The organism is Pseudoalteromonas sp. J2K-J599, assembly GCF_059295115.2.
The window spans coordinates 1509500-1527502 of the sequence record NZ_CM200271.1; the positions used below are offsets into that span (position 1 = coordinate 1509500).

Consider the following 18003-nt stretch of genomic DNA (forward strand, 5'->3'; position numbering starts at 1 on the left):
TGTGTGTGTCCTTTAGCGCTTACCAGTGGTGAATAAAGCGCTGTGCTGTCGGGTATGGGTAAATATGACTTACCTGACCATTTTTTATATTTTGTTGTGCCTGCTTCCAAAAGCTAACATCTATAAGCTCAGGATGAGTGCTGAGTAAAAACTTTTTATACATAGGGTTTGGCATTACAAATGTACAAAGTTGCTCAGGAAATACGTCCTGTGGTGCAACAGAGTAACTTTGTTCATCCATTAAATAGTCGTCATAGCTCTTTGCTTTTGGTAATGCTCTAAAGTTCATATCGGTTAGGTATTGAACTTCATCGTAATCGTAAAAAATAATACGTTTGTGCTTACTTACACCAAAGTTTTTTAAGAGCATATCACCAGGGAATATATTAACAGCAATCATTTCTTTTAGGGCTTGCCCATATTCTTCAATCGCGTCGGCGACACTTTCTTCATCAGCATTTTCTAAAAACAAGTTAAGAGGTGTCATGCGCCGTTCAATATACAAATGCTTGATGATCAACCAATCGCCCTCAATTATCATTGATGAGCCAATTGTTTTATGTAATTGCGCAAGTAAATTACTATCAAAACGCGCTAAAGGAAATACGACGTTAGAATACTCTATGGTATCGGCCATTCTGCCAACGCGATCATGATTTTTTACCAGTTGATAACGCTTTAATACGGTATCACGGCCAAAGGGTTTACTCTCACCAAATTTGTCTTTTATTACTTTAAAAACATAGCCAAATGAGGGGAGGGTAAATACCATCATCACCATACCGGGAGTCCCCGGTGCAATTGTAAACTCATCACTAGAGTGAGATAAATGATTTAAAAACTCTCGGTAAAACTCAGTTTTACCCTGCTTATGAAAACCCACTGCGTTATAGAGCTCAGCAAGTGTTTTGTTTGGCATAAGTTGATTTAAAAACCGAACAAGTGCTGAAGGTGCGTGAGTCTCTACCATAAAGTAGGCGCGGGCAAAGCCAAAAATAACACGCATTTGAGATGACTTAGTTAAAAGTGCATCTAAATATAATCCGTTATCTTCATCGTGTAATACAGCGATTATGAAGGGCTGAACCCCACTTTTTGAAACAACACGACCAACAATATAGGCTGCTTTATTACGATAAAAAGGTGTGTGTAAAATATCAAAGCGCATTTGCCAAGGTTGGTGATGTGTATCGGGGGCTTGTTTATAAAAAGCTTTAACAAGGAGGCGGATATCACGCTCTAAATTTACAAATGGGGCCTTAAAATCAAAATGACTAATAATGCGTTTTATTGTTGGTTTGAGGCCATCAACTACAGGAAAGTATGTTCTATATTCTGCTTCTACAGGCACTGAAGGAGCATCTTTTAAGGTTGCTTCTACAAATATAAAGTCATTATGAAAATAGCGCCTATGGTACAGCCGGCAAAATACAGAGTTATAAAAAGTTTCGGCGAGCTCTGCTTGGGGATGAAAACATAAAAAATGCTGATATATCTTTTTAACCTCAAGCCATAGGCTTTCATCGAGTTGTTCGGTTGGGGTTTCTTTTTTTAACGCTTGCGTGGTTTCGTTAACACGATCATCATAATAGCTGATACGCAAACGGCTGATATCATTAATTGCTTGCCAATCTTTTTTTGCAAAGGCAAGAGGGGCTTTGGCTGTTGTTTTTTGAAATAACTGATAGTGCCTTTTAAAACCCGTTAAAATTAATTCAGCAATATGGCGAGGTTGCATTTGCACTCCTTAAAAGTCCCTAGAGTTTATACTCTATTGTGTTAAGGGTATGTTATTTTAAGTTTAAAACCAAGATAAATGTTACTTACTAACTAAGAGTAACTTATTGGAATTGAGCTATCTTTTTTTCGAGAATTTTAATTTGTTTAGTCACAGCCGATACGTTTTTCTTATATGTTTTATTAATTATTTTTAGTTTTTTAGCAATGTCTTTAGTAATACGCTTTTTATCATCAATGGCTAAGATATGATTTAACCGCTCTTGTTGTTTGTATTCAGCACGCTCTTTATTACGATCAAGTATTGTTAGTTTATGGTTATTACTGCGAAGCTCTGCCTGTAAGCCAGATAGAAGCCTTTCACGCTCAAGTTCGTTTAGTTGTTTAGTGTAGTCAACCTTAGGACCAGAATACTGATTACCCGTTGTGTTAACTTTATAAGTCGTTGCTTCGTCGTCACAGGGGAGTTGAGAAAAGACAGTGCCTTTTTCTGTTACACATTTGTAGTAAGTGGTATCGCTAAAGCTAAAAAAACTGATAAGTAAAAAGCTAGAATGGAGAATATAATGAGAAGTTTTAAACATACATGTCATCCTTGGTTTTTATATCTAACAACAATATAAAACTATAACCTAGCTTGGTGGTATATCAAGCTAGGTTAGGATAACTGTTATTGGGTAAAGGTTTTGAGCTTTTTAATACTCTGTACTAAAAATGGTATATCTAAACCTTGTTCAATAGAAAAACCTTCAGCGGCGGAAATGTTTTTAAAGTTACCATCTGAATCTATTAAGGTAATCCTATCTTTTTTATAGGCTATAACAACACCCTGAGAGTAGTTCACGCCCATATCGTCTTTTTTCTTGTATAGATTAACGCCTAGCATTGTTTGCTTGGCAATAGCTTTACAATTTAAATATTGCCCAACGCTTGTTGCAATTAAATCGCTAGGTTGAATTAGCCCATCTACCTTAGAAATACGTTTGTCAGAGCTGTATAAAGTTGAGGTGGTTACTACTTCTTGCTTGTTATTGGCAAGACTAAAAGCAAAAACCTGTGTTTCATCATCTCGAACAGTAGGGGTATCACTCGCTTTAATTACTCGAATAGCACTAGAGCTATGTGCTTGATCATTAATAAAGCTTAGTTCTTCAATGCCAGTTACTTCAATGCTACGGCGCTGACTTTGCCAAACTGGGAGTGTCTGCTCGGTTAAAATTGCTGCTTTATAAAAAGCGGGTAAACCATACACTAAGCTAAATAACGTATCGTCATGATTTGTTGGCTGTAAAAACTGCTCTGTTTTGTGCATGTTTTTATTCTCGGCAACAAACTTTTCGAGTTGTTGTTGAGTTTCAAATACAAATATATCTACATTGGCTTGTGTGTAGTCCTCGCATTTTTCAAGCGGGCTTGGCATTTGATAACTAATATTTTGGTTATTAATTTTTACGTTGTGTGCTTGCTCGTAGCTTTCTATATCTAGCAGATCATTTTTAGCTAACAAGCTTTTAGCGGTAGTAGGGTATGAAAGTGGCAAAACATTATCTTGTTTTGTTACGTCAAAGTTTAAATTGGCGTCAGCCCAAATATGAATACTGTGGCTAAGCGAAAAACACACGATTAAGAAAGAAATTGCGTAACGTGCAAATTTATATTGCTTTAAACGCTCAAGGTGGTGCCATGTGTAATTACTAACAAGTAGCTGAAAGCCTAAAATAACAACAACAATACCAATGGCTAAAATGGTTGTTAAAGCAGGAGAGCTTGTTAAACGATGCCACAACAATGAAATGATTTCAGGTAAGGCAGATATACTTAGGTGATAACCTAAATTAACATACACATAAGCATCAAGAGTAAGCAATGATGCGCCTACAGTGGCTATAACAGCGGCCATGCCGCGAATGTGTCGTGGGTAGGGGAATACTAAACTAAGCGGAAATACCGTCAGCACAAACGCTAAAAAGGCTATAAAACTAGTGTGGCTTAGCCAAGTAACTAGCATATAGGTAATGCCTAAAAAGCTTGTAGGTGGCGAGTCTGCAAATAAATAGCTTAAGCTAATAAGCAGGGCTAAGCCGATATTGGCAAAGGTAAACCAATGCCCCCAACTTAGCAGCTGACTCGCTTTTGATGAAAATTGATTGTGCTGCGATAAATTCATAAATTTTATTTAACCGACTGCGCGAGCGCTTTTGCAAAGTTCTCGGTTACAGCTTGTCTTTTCCCTGTTGGTACATGCTCTTTTAAGATATGCGTGATAGAATTTCCTAAACACATAAGACTTAAATCAACCGGCGCATTGTGTTTAGTTAGCACATCAATAAGCTGATCGACGATTTGTTCTACTTCTTCATTAGAGTATTTTGATAAGATTGGCATTAGTTGGTTCAATAAAATAGTTATATTCTCGTATTTTAACACTAGAGGCGTGAAAAACAAAGATGACAACAGACGTTAAAAAATTAGTCGTTCACTATGTAGACAAAAAAGACGACGATACGCAAATTCACCTTCGAAATGATGAGATGGTAATTAACGATAAAGTAGCCGTTTTTATCGAACAATTACATCATGCATACAATGGTAAACCTGGTAAAGGTTATTGTGCTTTCAGTGGTGACAAAAACAGTGTTGTAGCATCTGCAATGCAAAGTTACCGTAATGATGAGTTAGGCTTTTGGCATATGACCGAGCAAGCCTCAACGGTTTTAAAAGAAGAGCTTGATAAATATGCATTTAGTGAAACAGGCTATTTAGTATTTTGTCATTACCAGTACGTTGCAACTGATTACATGCTAATTGCGATGATTAACATCAAAGAGCATTATTCTATGACCTCAGAGCTTGATTTAGCCGCTTCTCGTCATTTAGACATATCACGCATGCAACTTGCTGCTCGTATCGATTTAACAGCGTGGGATACACAAGCTGACGACAACCGTTATATTTCATTTATAAAAGGGCGAGCTGGACGTAAAGTTGCTGACTTTTTCTTAGACTTTTTAGGTTGTGAAGAGGGTATTGATTCAAAACAGCAAAGCCAAGTAATGCTTAGCGCAGTAGAGGATTATTTATCTGAGCAACAATTTGATAAATCAGAAAAAGACGATTTACGTAAACAAGTTTTTGACTACTGTAATGACTGTGTGACAACTGGTGAAGATGCCAGCGTAAGAGAGCTATCTGCAACGCTTACAAAAGGCGATGACAGCCCGTTTGATAGTTTTTGTAAAGAACAAAGCTATGACTTAGAAGAAACTTTCCCTGTTGATAAGAAAACCGTAACCAGCATGGTTAAGTTCTCAGGTCTTGGTGGTGGTGTGAGTGTAAGCTTTGAACGTAAACACTTAGGTGAGCGCGTAACTTACAACGAGGCAACTGACACGCTTGTAATTAAAGGTATTCCGCCAAACTTAAAAGATCAGTTACAACGTTTTATGGAAAGTGAAAGCGAGTAAATTTCACAAGTAAAAAGCAGATTTAAGAGCGCGGTATTTATATCGCGCTTTTTTGTATCGGTATATAAATTCGTTGCATCGGAAAAAAAACCTTAAAGATTTATTTCACATAGAGAAGTGAAAGAGGAGTAAATGAGAAAACACAAGTCATGCTTTATTGACAGGCTTAGCCTTATTACTACCTCTAAAAGCGCAGCATCTCTTAACCTCTTTGTGAAAAAATTACTTTTTACGGGCTTTGTGCCCGTCACGCCAACAAGTTGTGCGTCTACAGGTTAATTTTATTCACGGTGTTAAATTTGGCTGTAGTAGTGAAGCTTGCTTACGCGAGAAGCAACGCTTCTGTTTATTTAATTTCTTTGCTAACAAAACCACTAAAAGATCTATTGCACAAAGAGAAGTGAAAGAGGAGTAAATGAGAAAACACAAGTCATGCTTTATTGACAGGCTTAGCCTTATTACTACCTCTAAAAGCGCAGCGTCTCTTAACCTCTTTGTGAAAAAATTACTTTTTACGGGCTTTGTGCCCGTCACGCCAACAAGTTGTGCGTCTACAGGTTAATTTTATTCACGGTGTTAAATTTCGGCTGAAGTCGTGAAGCTTGCTTACGCGAGAAGCAACGCTTCTGTTTATTTAATTTCTTTGCTAATAAAACACCACTTAAAGATCTATTGCACAAAGAGAAGTGAAAGAGGAGTAAATGAGAAAACACAAGTCGTGCTTTATTAACAAGACTTAGCCTTTTTACTACCTCTAAAAGCGCAGCGTCTCTTTACCTCTTTGTGAATAAATCGCTTATTGTGGGCGTGAAGAAACTTTAATAATTATTCAAATCATATGAACAAAAAAGCCCCGCTATTTATTAAATAGCGGGGCTTTTTAATGAATGTTAGTTATTAATCAACACTCATTGTTTTAGTCATTGCAGAGCTTGCACGACCAGCAGGTTTGATTGAACCTGCACGTAAACCACTGTCTGGAACTAGTTCACGTTTATCGTGAGCCATTGCTACAGACGTATGTTTCACTTCGCTATCAGCTACAGGAGTCGGTTGTGCCATTGGCGCACTTGCTGACCCTTGAGTAACCGCTGTTTTAACATGCGGTGCTGATTTTTCAGTTTTCACTTTTGCTTCAACTTTAGCAGGCTCTTCAGTTACTACTGATGTTTCAACTTTAGCAGGCTCTTCAGTTACTACTGGCGTTTCAACTTTAGCTGGCTCTTCAGTTGCTACTGGCGTTTCAACTTTAGCAGGCTCTTCAGTTACTACTGATGTTTCAACTTTAGCAGGCTCTTCAGTTACTACTGGCGTTTCAACTTTAGCTGGCTCTTCAGTTGCTACTGGCGTTTCAACTTTAGCTGGCTCTTCAGTTGCTACTGGCGTTTCAACTTTAGCTGGCTCTTCAGTTGCTGCTGGTGTTTCAACTTTAGCTGGCTCTTCAGTGGCTACTGGTGTTTCAACTTTAGCAGGCTCTTCAGTTGCTACTGGCGTTTCAGCTTTAGCAGGCTCTTCAGTTGCTACTGGTGTTTCAACTTTAGCAGGCTCTTCAGTTGCTACTGGTGTTTCAATTTTAGCAGGCTCTTCAGTTACTACTGGCGTTTCAGCTTTAGCCGGTTCTTTAGCTTTTACTGGCTCTTCTACAGCTTCCACCTTTGCTAAGTCTTCAACCGCAACGGCTTGTTCAACTTGTTGCGACGCATCTACCGGTGTTTCTTCTGATTTAGCTTTAAGTTCTGCTTCGTATTCTGCAGCAGCTTGATCAGCAACTGGAATAAATGCAGGGGCTTCATCAGATTTAACTTCTGCTTCACCTTCAGGGCGACGACGACGTTGACCAGATGCACGAAGATGACGAGGAGAACGACGTGAACGTGTACGTGTTTGCTCTTGTTCGTCTTCAGTAGTTGCTGTTTCATCGTTAGAATCAACAACATCAACTTTCTCTTCTTTAATGTGAGCTGTTTTTTCTGCCGGAGTTTGCTTTTGCTTTTCTACAGCAGGAGCTTGCTCTTGAACTTGTGGAGTTTCAGTTACAGCCGTTTGCTCAGGTGCTTGCTCTGTTGAGTTAGCTTGCTCAGCTTTTTCATCTTGCAGACGTACTTTTTTACGTATGTTACGACGTTGACGGCGAACTTTAGGCTTCTGCTCTTTAGGCTCTGCAGCTTGTGCTGGCTTAGAATCAGTTTCTACTTCCGCCTTTGCAGGGGCTTCAGTTTTAACTTGATCTTTTTCTTGGTTTTTATGCTCTGGGCGCTTACGAGAGTTAGGGTTACGACGGCGCTTGTTGCGGTTCTCGCTTCTCTCTTGAGTCTCGGTGCTTGCTGCTGAGTCAGTTTTAGCTTCCTCTTCAGCGGCTGGACGCTCATTGCGCGGCTTGTTAGTGCGTGGGTTATTATTACGACGACGTTGATTGTTATTACGACGACGATTATCGTTACCACGACGCGCATTATTGCGCGTTTCTTGCTGCTCTTTTTCTACAGCTTCTTTTTTCTCTTCTTCAGATTCACTTGTGAATAACGACTTAAACCAATTACCAATAGCAGCTAGTAAGCCACTTTCAGTTTTAGTTTGTGCTACCGCAGTAGGCTCTACGGCTTTAGCTGGCGCTGCTTGTGGAGCAGGAGTAGAAGGCATTACCACGCCTTTTAGCATCGGCTCTTCACGGACTGGCGTACTTGGAGATTTTGACATCTCGAATACTTCAGGCTCTGGTGCAACAACTTGTCCGTAACTTACAGTTTCAAGTGTTTCGTCTTTACGTAAGCGCATAACTTCATAATGTGGTGTTTCCATATGTTGATTTGGAATAATCACTACGTCACATTTATGATGTTTTTCAATGCGATGAACACTACGACGTTGCTCATTTAATAAATAAGCAGCAACAGCAACAGGCACTTGTGCATTTACTTGTGCTGTATTGTCTTTAATTGCTTCTTCTTCAATTAAGCGAAGAATTGAAAGTGCTATTGATTCGTTTGAACGAATAGTACCTTGGCCACTACAACGTGGACATGGGCCTTGGCTTGCTTCACCTAATGAAGGACGCAAACGCTGGCGCGACATTTCAAGTAAACCAAAGCGTGAGATTTTACCAATTTGAACGCGAGCACGGTCTGGGCGCGCTGCATCTTTTAAACGATTCTCTACTTCACGTTGATGGCGTGGAGGAGTCATATCAATAAAGTCGATTACAATTAAACCACCTAGGTCACGAAGACGTAATTGACGTGCAATTTCATCGGCCGCTTCTAAGTTTGTATTAAGTGCTGTCTCTTCAATATCGCCGCCTTTAGTTGCCTTAGACGAGTTGATATCTATAGATGTCAGTGCTTCAGTAGGGTCAATTACGATTGAACCACCAGAAGGAAGACGTACTTCTCGCTGGAATGCAGACTCAATTTGGCTTTCAATTTGATAATGTGTAAATAAAGGCGTGTCACCTTGATAAAGCTTAACACGGCTCATAAAGTCAGGACGAAAACGCTCAATGTGCGCTTTAGCTTCTTCAAAAACACGTGGTTTATCAATTAAAATTTCGCCAATGTCACGACGTAAATAATCGCGTATTGCGCGGAAAATCACGTTGCTTTCTTGGTGAATCAAAAACGGTGCTTTAGCACTATCGGCTGCTTGTTTAATTGCATCCCAATGTACTAATAGTGCTTTTAAATCGTAGTTAAGTTCTTCAAATGACTTGCCAACACCCGCTGTACGAACAATTAAGCCCATACCTTTAGGTAGTTCTAAACGACCTAATGCTTCTTTAAGTTCAGTTCGCTCATCACCTTCAATACGACGAGAAATACCGCCAGCACGAGGGTTATTAGGCATAAGAACTAAATAGCTACCAGCAACACTGATAAAAGTAGTTAACGCTGCGCCTTTTTGGCCGCGTTCTTCTTTATCAACTTGTACTATTACTTCTTGACCTTCTTTTATTACGTCGCGAATGTTAGGGCGACCATGAAAAGTGTAACCTGCAGGGAAGTAAGTACGTGCAATTTCTTTTAAAGGAAGGAAACCATGGCGGTCAGCACCGTAATCAACAAATGCTGCTTCAAGAGATGGTTCAATGCGAGTGATTTTGCCTTTATAAATATTGGCTTTTTTCTGTTCGTGACCTGGGCTTTCGATATCTAAATCATAAAGGCGCTGGCCATCAACCAGTGCTACGCGCATTTCTTCTTGCTGCGTTGCATTGATTAGCATACGTTTCATATTGTTACTCTACTTATTTATGTCGCTGACATGACGATGTTTTTCTCGCCTGTTCAGTTGTCCCTATTTTTAGAATGTGCAGCCTCACGACTGGGTCTTTAACGGAACGGCTCTGTATCTCGTATGCAGTATTTTAAATGCTGGCAAACAATAGCGATTATTACCGCTATTAAATTCTTAATGGTGCTAAAACTGTCGGCTTTTCAGCTACGTTTACAAGTTTTACCCAGAAGTCGGCCTGTCATATTAATCTTACTAAATATCATTCATATTAGGCGCGTAGGGCTCATTAAGTTGGTGAGCAATACAGACTGATGTATCGCTAATATCCGTTTTAAGAGCAAAAATCGCTGCCGATGTTAATGAACGCTTATTTATTAGATTTTTTTAATTCTAAATAAGCTGCTGTACGGTACTACAATAATTGAGCTAGTGCTGAACGACGTTTTTTACGTCGTCACTATCAGACAAATTATCTGTTCATTGCTTTCTCTAGCACATTAAAAATCGCTTCATGTTCAAACTTAACCAGCAATATATTACGCGCATTGCCGTTAATTGATCGCACGTGTTAACTGAGGAGGCATAAAAGCTTTGGAAAACTTAACTCGGATCTGTATGATCGGCTACCCAGAATGTGCATCACGAATGTTTTAATGTGTTAAAAAGCACCGTTGTTATTTGCAAATACTAAATATTTGCGCTGCTGATTATCCCACTATTATTACAGTGTTAGCAACTAAATTATTTTACTTAAATTAGTGATTAGGCAATGTCAGAAAAAAACGACTTACAAGTAACTTATGTCACGATCAATGAAGACCATTTAGGTCAGCGTATTGATAACTTTCTTATTACCCATTTAAAAGGGGTGCCTAAAAGCGCTATTTATAAACTTTTGCGCAAAGGTGAGGTACGCGTTAATAAAAAGCGTATTAAGCCTGTATATAAACTACAGCTTGACGATGTACTGCGTATTGCACCTATCAGAGTTGCTGAGCGTGAAGAGTTTGTACCATCAAAGTTAGACAAAGTAACTCGCCTAGAAAACGATATTTTATTTGAAGATAAATACCTTATCGTCATAAATAAACCTTCAGGTATGGCTGTTCATGGTGGCAGTGGTTTAAGTTATGGTTTAATTGAAGCGCTGCGCGCGCTTCGCCCAGAAGAGCGCAATCTTGAGCTAGTACATAGGCTTGACCGTGATACATCGGGCTGTTTACTTATTGCAAAGCGCCGTTCGGTGTTAACAGCATTGCATGAACAGCTTCGTGAAAAAACCATGGAAAAAAATTACTGGGCACTTGTAGAAGGGCAGTGGGACTCTAAAACTAAAAACGTTACCGAAGGGCTGCGTAAAAATACACTTAAATCGGGTGAACGCGTAGTACGTGTAGATAACACTGAGGGCAAGCCTTCGCATACGCGTTTTAAAGTACTTGAACGTTTTAACGATTGCTCACTTGTACAAGCATCTCCTGTTACAGGACGTACGCACCAAATTCGTGTTCATACACAATGTAAAGGTCATCCTATCGCCTGCGATGATAAATACGGTGACCAGGGGTTTGATGAATCTATGCGTAAAGTTGGGTTAAACCGTTTATTCTTACATGCACACGATTTAAGTTTTTATCATCCTAAAAACGAAACAACGATGCGTATTGAAGCGCCCCTTGATAAAACGCTTAAAAATACATTACTAAAATTACGAGACGCAAAACAGTGATTGCAGTGACGCCGATTAAAAAATATAAGCTCGTCATTTTTGATTGGGATGGCACCGTTATGGATTCAGTCACTAAAATAGTTAACTGTATTCGTAGTAGTGCTGAGTCACTTAATTTAGTGGCGCCAAGTGATTTAGCAATTAAAAATATTATTGGTATGTCGCTTGAAAAAGCAATTGATGTTTTATTTCCCGATAATGTCGCGCAGCATCAAGCGCTAATTAAAGGGTATAAACACCAATATAGTGTTGATACCACGCCAACTCCTGTATTTGATAATGTTGTCAGCGTTTTAGGTGCCTTAAAAGAGCAGGGCATTGTTTTAGCGGTTGCAACAGGTAAAGGTCGAGATGGATTAGAGCGTTTGCTTGATCAAAGCCAACTTAGACATTTTTTTAGTGCAACACGTACAAGCGACGAAGCACTGTCTAAGCCCTCTCCAAATATGCTGTATCAATTACTTGAAGAACTTGGCATAAGCGCTCAAGACGCTGTAATGATTGGTGATACCCAAATAGACATGACAATGGCAAAAGCTGCAGGCATGGATAGAATTGGCGTAACAATGGGTGTACATAACGCACAGCAGCTAAATAAGCTTAGCCCTGTTGCAACGGTAGATAATTATCTGCAATTGCAACAGGTTTTGCTTGGCTAATTTATTTAACTAGAGCTTGTTTTGAGCGGTAAGCACATCAATACCAAACTCAGCCAGTAATTGGCTGAGTTTAATTAATGGTAATCCAATTAAGCTATTAGGATCGTCTCCGCTTAGTTTTTCAAATAAACAGATACCCAACCCTTCACTTTTAAAGCTGCCAGCACAGTTATAAGGCTGCTCTGCGTCGCAATAAGCACTAATTTGTGCATCACTTAGGGTTTTAAACGTCACATTAAAAGGTTCTACGCAGGTTTTTTTTGTTCCAGTTACAATATCGTAAACACAAAGCCCAGTTAAAAATGTTACAGTATTACCGCTAAATAAATTTAGTTGTTTTAGAGCGTTTTGTTTATTGTGCGGTTTACCTAAAATTTGATTGTTAAACACAGCGACTTGGTCTGATCCAATTGCTAACCCTTTTTTAAAGTGTTTATTAGCTGCTGAGGCTTTTAACTCACTTAAACGCTTAACCAGTTCAGTAGGTGTTTCGCATTCAAGTGCTGATTCGTCAACGTCGGGTGAAAACGTATCAAAGGGTAAATTAAATTTTTGTAATAAAGACTGCCTAAAAGGCGAGCTTGACGCTAAAATGAGTGGAAGCTTCATGGACTGTTTTCCTACGATAATTCAGATTGAGTTAGGATAAATCAGATCCGAGAGTAAAACACGTTAAAAACCAAGTAAAAATGGTTTTTTACTTTGACTAACAAACTAACTATCTATATGATGCAGCCCCTATGCAAAAGGTGAAAATTCCCATCACTCTTCATCCAGGCAAAGCAGCGCAGCACCGTTTAAAGTATGACGGAATTGTACCGCTTGAAAAACTTACTCGTTTAGAGAAAGTTGTGCAGGAAGAAGTAGGTGAAATAGCGGTAAAAATACATTGCAAAAACGATGATCAAGGTTTCGCTGTGATTAGAGGCAATTTGTCCACACATGTTACTGTCATTTGTCAACGTTGTAATGGTGATTTAGGGTTGGATTTGGTTCAAGACTTTGCATATTCACCAGTAGGTGAAGATACAGAGTTAGATATTTTTCCTGAAGACTACGACGAAGTAGCACTTGATGAAAATGGTGAAGTTAACGTTTTTGATTTAATTGAAGACGAACTAATTTTAGCAATTCCATTAGTGGCTACCCACAACGAAGCTTCATGCAGTTATTCAGCAAAGCCTGCCAGCTTTGGTGTATTAAAGGCGGAAGATGATAAACCTAATCCATTTGATATTTTGAAACAACTTAAGAAAGATTCTTAGGAGAAGACTATGGCTGTACAAAAAAGCAAAAAGTCTCGTGCAAGACGCGGCATGCGCCGTTCACACGATGCGATCAGTGGTCCAACTTTAACTGTAGATCAAACATCTGGTGAGACTCATCGTCGTCACCATGTGACTGCAGATGGTTACTACAAAGGCGTTCAAGTAATTTCTAAATAAGAGATTACTTATATGCTGAAAGATCTAACCATAGCGTTAGATATGATGGGGGGCGATTACGGCCCCCGTTCATCTATTCCTGCTGCCGTTCATGCGGTGAATGCTCATGCCAATTTAAGTCTCATTTTATGTGGCAATGAAGACGTTATATCTAAAGAACTCGAATCCCTCGATTCTTTATCTCATCCAAGACTCATAATTCGTCACTGTAGTGAAATAGTCACTAACGCCTGCGAACCTGCAATTGCTGTACGTTCAAAAAAAGATTCATCTATGCGTGTTGCCCTTGATTTAGTTAAAGCGGGCGAAGCACAAGCGTGTGTTAGCTCAGGTAATACCGGCGCTTTATTTTTTATGGCTCACTATGTATTAAAAATGCTGCCAGGTGTTAAACGTGCCGCACTCATTTCATCTGTTCCTACAGAAAGCCAAAACCCAGTATATTTACTCGACTTAGGTGCTAATGTGCACTGCGATGCGCAAATGCTGTATCAGTTTGGGATTATGGGCTCTGTAGTTGCTGGCCAAGCACTTGGCTGCGATAACCCTCGCGTTAGCTTATTAAATATTGGCGCTGAGGACATTAAAGGCCACGACGATATTAAACAGGCTGCACAATTAATGCAGCAAAGCCCACATATTAATTACATTGGTTACAGCGAAGGAAGTGATATTTTTTCTGGCAAGGCTGATGTTATTGTATGCGAAGGGTTTGTGGGTAACGTGGCGCTCAAAACATGCGAAGGCATTGCCAAGCTTATTATGAATAAGTTTACAGCTGCGCTCGAAAAGCACCTTTTGTATAAATGTATGGCGTTTATATTGCGTCCAATAATAAAAAAACTCTATAAAAGGGTGAACCCCGACCAGTATAACGGTGCTTCTCTGGTAGGATTGCGCGGTATTGTCGTTAAAAGTCATGGAAATGCGTCAGCTAAAGCATTTCAAGCAGCAATTGATGAAGCGGTAAAAGAGGTTGAACGTCAACTTCCTGATAAAATAGCCGCTATTTTCGAAAAAACACATTCTAAAGACACGGCGGTTAATCAATAATTGATGTGCCGTGTATTTCATTATTTATTTGTTTAATTAAAAAGAGCAAAGTATGGCACAAAAAATTGCACTTCTATTCCCAGGTCAAGGCTCGCAAAGCGTTGGTATGTTACAAGAGCTACTAGAGAGTTCTGACATTGTTAAAGCAACATTTGCAGAAGCATCAGATGCACTGGGTTACGACTTAGCAGAGCTAGTTCTTAATGGCCCAGAAGAAAAATTAAATCAAACTCATCGTACACAACCTGCATTATTAACTGCAAGTGTTGCTATTTACCGTGATTGGCTTGCAGCAAACCCAGATGCAGACGTTGTTATGGCGGGGCACAGCTTAGGTGAATATTCAGCACTAGTATGTAGCGACGTAGTAAGCTTGAGTGAAGCTGTTAAGCTTGTTGAAAACCGTGGTTTATACATGCAAGAAGCTGTACCTGCAGGCGTAGGTTCAATGGCTGCGATTATTGGCTTAGGCGATGAAGAAATAAAAGCGGCATGTGCTGCCTCAGCGCAAGGTGAGGTTGTATCTCCAGTTAACTACAATTCTCCTGGTCAAGTTGTTATTGCAGGGCATAAAGCGGCAGTAGATAGAGCATCACAAGCATGTAAAGATGCTGGTGCTAAACGCGCATTACCACTTTCGGTTAGCGTACCTTCACATTGTGAACTAATGAAGCCAGCTGCTGATAAGCTAGCGGTAGACTTGGCCGCTTTAACATTTAATACACCTAAGTGTGATGTAATTAATAATGTTGATGTAAAAGCTGAATCGACCGCTGATGCAATTAAAGATGCACTAGTACGTCAACTATACAGCCCAGTTCGCTGGACAGAAACAGTACAAGCCTTGGTTGCACAAGATGTAACGCAAAGCTACGAATTTGGTCCTGGTAAAGTATTAACAGGGCTTGCGAAACGAATTGATAAAGCAATGGTTTGTGGCTCAGTAAACGATGCCGCTTCAATCGCTGCAGCTAAATAAGAGTATATAAAATGTCTAATTTATTTTCTTTAGAGGGCAAAATTGTCCTAATTACTGGCGCTAGCCGTGGTATTGGTAAAGCAATTGCAACAACATTAGTTGCGCAAGGTGCAAAAGTTGCAGGCACAGCTACAAGCGAGTCAGGCGCTGCTAAAATCAGCGAGTACTTAGGTGACAATGGTAAAGGTTATGCATTAAACGTAACGGATCCTGCATCTATTGAAGCGACACTTGCCGCAATAAAAGCTGATTTTGGCGATATTGACGTACTTGTTAATAACGCAGGTATCACACGTGACAACCTATTAATGCGTATGAAAGAGACTGAATGGGACGATATAATCGACACTAACTTAAGCTCGATTTTCCGTTTATCTAAAGCGGTACTTCGTCCAATGATGAAGAAAAAGAAAGGTCGTATTATCAATATTGGCTCAGTAGTGGGCACTATGGGTAATGCAGGACAAGCTAACTATGCAGCGGCTAAAGCAGGCGTCATTGGTTTTTCTAAGTCACTTGCACGCGAAGTGGCATCACGTGGTATTACAGTAAACGTAGTGGCACCTGGTTTTATTCAAACTGATATGACTGATGATTTAACTGATGAGCAAAAAGCAGCAACACTTGCAAATGTTCCAGCAGGGCGTTTAGGCCAACCAGACGAAATTGCAGCTGCGGTATGTTATTTAGCATCTGACGCTGCTGCGTACGTATCAGGTGAAACTTTGCATGTAAATGGCGCGATGTACATGGTTTAATAACCATTGTACCCACATTGTTACCTAATAAAGTTAAGTAAGTTACCTCAAAAACATTGAATTATTTGTGAACTTGCTTTAAACATACTTGAAATCGCTGCGAAAATAAGCGATAAAAGACAAAACACACACTCAGAGGTTTGACCAGACAATTATTTATGGTCAAATCATTGAATCAGAGAATTATGCCGCGTAAACTACGCGGCAATCTGAAAATAACGCATCGGCGTTTTTAATAAAGGAAAGAAGAATGAGCGATATCCAAGAACGCGTAAAGAAAATTATCATTGAACAACTAGGTGTTAAAGAAGAAGAAGTTAAAAATGAATCTTCTTTCGTAGATGACCTAGGTGCAGATTCTCTTGATACTGTTGAACTAGTAATGGCTCTTGAAGAAGAGTTTGATACTGAGATACCAGATGAAGAAGCTGAGAAGATCACTACAGTACAAACTGCTATCGATTACGTAACAGCACACGCTGAGTAATTAATCGCACGTTAAAGGCAGCATCCGCTGCCTTTAATTTTTTATATCCAAACCACCTCAAAGTTCGTGATTCAAAACTTAAGCCTCAATGCTCAATTTTAGCTAAAAATTAATTTTGATTGTGTTATGCGTTTTTAATCTATTTTGGGACTAGCACTTTGAGGTAGCTTGGGTATGATCATCCCCTTGTAAATATCCCTTATTGGAGGCAAACCGTGGCTAAACGTCGAGTCGTCGTAACTGGCTTAGGAATGTTGACGCCGCTAGGTAATGATGTTCAATCAACCTGGCAAGGCTTATTAGATGGCAAAAGTGGCATTCAAACAATAACCCACTTTGATACATCAAAATTTGGTACTAAATTCGCTGGTTTAATAAATGACTTTGATGCAACTGCATACATGTCAGCGAAAGATACTAAAAAAATGGACTTGTTTATTCAGTACGGCATTGCAGCGGGTGTTCAAGCCTTTAAAGATTCAGGCCTTGAAATTACTGAGCAAAACGCAACACGTATAGGTGTAGCTGTGGGCTCTGGTATTGGTGGCTTAACGCTTATCGAAGAAAACCACATTAAGTTATTAAATAGTGGTCCGCGCAAGTTATCGCCATTTTATGTGCCGTCTACCATTATTAATATGATCTCAGGTCACTTATCAATGATGCATGGACTTCGTGGTCCAAATATTTCAATTGTAACTGCCTGTACTACTGGTTTGCATAATATTGGCCATGCCGCGCGCATGATTGCCTACGGTGATGCAGATGCAATGGTTGCTGGCGGTGCAGAAAAAGCCTGTACCCCAATTGGTATGGGTGGCTTTAATGCTGCACGTGCACTTTCAACCCGCAATGACGACCCACAAGCGGCTTCTCGCCCTTGGGATAAAGACCGCGATGGCTTTGTGCTTTCTGACGGTGCAGGTGTTGTTGTAGTTGAAGAGTACGAACATGCAAAAGCGCGTGGCGCTAAAATTTATGCTGAGCTAGTAGGCTTTGGTATGAGCGGCGATGCGTACCACATGACATCACCACCAGAAGATGGAGCCGGTGCTGCCCTTGCAATGCAAAACGCACTAAATGATGCGCAAGTAAACGCTGAGCAAATTGGTTACATTAACGCACACGGTACATCTACAAATGCAGGCGACAAAGCAGAAACTGCCGCTGTTAAATCTATTTTTGGTAATGCAGCTAAAGATGTAATGGTAGGCTCGTCTAAATCGATGATGGGTCACTTGTTAGGTGCTGCAGGCTCGGTTGAATCGATTATTTCGATTTTATCACTGACAGATCAAAAAGTGTCGCCAACTATCAACCTTGATAACCCAGACGAAGGGTGTGACTTAGATTATATTGCTCACACTGCACGTGATGCAAAGTTAGACTTTGCACTGTGTAACTCGTTCGGTTTTGGTGGTACTAATGGCTCGTTGCTATTTAAAAAGGTATAATCTTTTTT

16 protein-coding genes are annotated in these 18003 nt (G+C 39.8%); 10 read left to right on the plus strand and 6 right to left on the minus strand.

Translation table 11 applies throughout. The annotated features are described in order from the left end of the window. Positions 1 to 19: 19 nt before the first annotated feature. From aceK to AC5NT5_RS06880, 4 genes are all read right to left on the minus strand, one after another. Complete coding sequence (gene aceK / locus AC5NT5_RS06865) at positions 20 to 1738, minus strand: bifunctional isocitrate dehydrogenase kinase/phosphatase (RefSeq protein ID WP_165745011.1); 1719 nt, start codon at positions 1736 to 1738, stop codon at positions 20 to 22. A 103-nt stretch (positions 1739 to 1841) separates the two neighbouring features. Beyond that, on the minus strand, positions 1842 to 2321 hold the full coding sequence (locus tag AC5NT5_RS06870; protein WP_494513201.1) for a DUF4124 domain-containing protein: 480 nt from the start codon (positions 2319 to 2321) through the stop codon (positions 1842 to 1844). An 86-nt stretch (positions 2322 to 2407) separates the two neighbouring features. Beyond that, complete coding sequence (locus AC5NT5_RS06875; RefSeq protein WP_494513200.1) at positions 2408 to 3904, minus strand: DUF3413 domain-containing protein; 1497 nt, start codon at positions 3902 to 3904, stop codon at positions 2408 to 2410. Between the two features lie 5 nt (positions 3905 to 3909). Then, complete coding sequence (locus tag AC5NT5_RS06880) at positions 3910 to 4122, minus strand: YejL family protein (protein ID WP_002961475.1); 213 nt, start codon at positions 4120 to 4122, stop codon at positions 3910 to 3912. Positions 4123 to 4184: 62 nt separating this feature from the next. On the opposite strand from AC5NT5_RS06880, the gene yejK reads away from it, so the two are divergent. Further along, positions 4185 to 5201, plus strand: a complete 1017-nt coding sequence (gene yejK / locus AC5NT5_RS06885) for a nucleoid-associated protein YejK (RefSeq protein ID WP_182692863.1) — start codon at positions 4185 to 4187, stop codon at positions 5199 to 5201. Positions 5202 to 6098: 897 nt separating this feature from the next. On the opposite strand, the gene rne is transcribed toward yejK, so the two are convergent. Further along, complete coding sequence (gene rne / locus AC5NT5_RS06890; protein ID WP_494513199.1) at positions 6099 to 9428, minus strand: ribonuclease E; 3330 nt, start codon at positions 9426 to 9428, stop codon at positions 6099 to 6101. A 772-nt stretch (positions 9429 to 10200) separates the two neighbouring features. Here rne and rluC point away from each other — a divergent pair. Both rluC and AC5NT5_RS06900 read left to right on the plus strand, forming a co-directional pair. Then, positions 10201 to 11160 (plus strand): 23S rRNA pseudouridine(955/2504/2580) synthase RluC, encoded by a 960-nt coding sequence (gene rluC / locus AC5NT5_RS06895; RefSeq protein WP_024596136.1) that lies wholly within the window; start codon positions 10201 to 10203, stop codon positions 11158 to 11160. Continuing rightward, positions 11157 to 11819 (plus strand): HAD-IA family hydrolase, encoded by a 663-nt coding sequence (locus AC5NT5_RS06900; RefSeq protein ID WP_494513198.1) that lies wholly within the window; start codon positions 11157 to 11159, stop codon positions 11817 to 11819. Before rluC ends, AC5NT5_RS06900 begins: the two co-directional genes overlap by 4 nt. A 9-nt stretch (positions 11820 to 11828) precedes the next feature. On the opposite strand, the gene AC5NT5_RS06905 is transcribed toward AC5NT5_RS06900, so the two are convergent. Further along, positions 11829 to 12428, minus strand: coding sequence for a Maf family protein (locus tag AC5NT5_RS06905; protein ID WP_154903353.1), 600 nt, complete (start codon positions 12426 to 12428; stop codon positions 11829 to 11831). A 131-nt stretch (positions 12429 to 12559) separates the two neighbouring features. Here AC5NT5_RS06905 and yceD point away from each other — a divergent pair, with 131 nt between their 5' ends. The 7 genes from yceD (at position 12560) to fabF (ending at position 17995) form a co-directional block, all read left to right on the plus strand. After that, positions 12560 to 13084, plus strand: coding sequence for a 23S rRNA accumulation protein YceD (gene yceD / locus AC5NT5_RS06910; protein ID WP_007375269.1), 525 nt, complete (start codon positions 12560 to 12562; stop codon positions 13082 to 13084). Between the two features lie 9 nt (positions 13085 to 13093). Beyond that, positions 13094 to 13264 carry a 50S ribosomal protein L32 gene (gene rpmF / locus AC5NT5_RS06915; protein WP_002962381.1) on the plus strand — a complete coding sequence of 57 codons (171 nt, stop codon included), beginning with the start codon at positions 13094 to 13096 and terminating at the stop codon, positions 13262 to 13264. Between the two features lie 12 nt (positions 13265 to 13276). After that, positions 13277 to 14317, plus strand: coding sequence for a phosphate acyltransferase PlsX (gene plsX, locus AC5NT5_RS06920; protein WP_182711385.1), 1041 nt, complete (start codon positions 13277 to 13279; stop codon positions 14315 to 14317). Between the two features lie 52 nt (positions 14318 to 14369). Continuing rightward, positions 14370 to 15296: an ACP S-malonyltransferase gene (gene fabD / locus AC5NT5_RS06925; protein ID WP_002962379.1), complete on the plus strand. Its 927-nt coding sequence runs from the start codon at positions 14370 to 14372 to the stop codon at positions 15294 to 15296. 11 nt (positions 15297 to 15307) lie between these two features. Continuing rightward, complete coding sequence (gene fabG, locus AC5NT5_RS06930) at positions 15308 to 16054, plus strand: 3-oxoacyl-ACP reductase FabG (RefSeq protein WP_002962378.1); 747 nt, start codon at positions 15308 to 15310, stop codon at positions 16052 to 16054. 250 nt (positions 16055 to 16304) lie between these two features. Continuing rightward, entirely contained in the window at positions 16305 to 16541 is a 237-nt protein-coding gene (gene acpP, locus AC5NT5_RS06935) for an acyl carrier protein (RefSeq protein ID WP_002962377.1), read from the plus strand. 215 nt (positions 16542 to 16756) lie between these two features. Continuing rightward, entirely contained in the window at positions 16757 to 17995 is a 1239-nt protein-coding gene (gene fabF, locus AC5NT5_RS06940; protein WP_002962376.1) for a beta-ketoacyl-ACP synthase II, read from the plus strand. Positions 17996 to 18003: the final 8 nt, after the last annotated feature.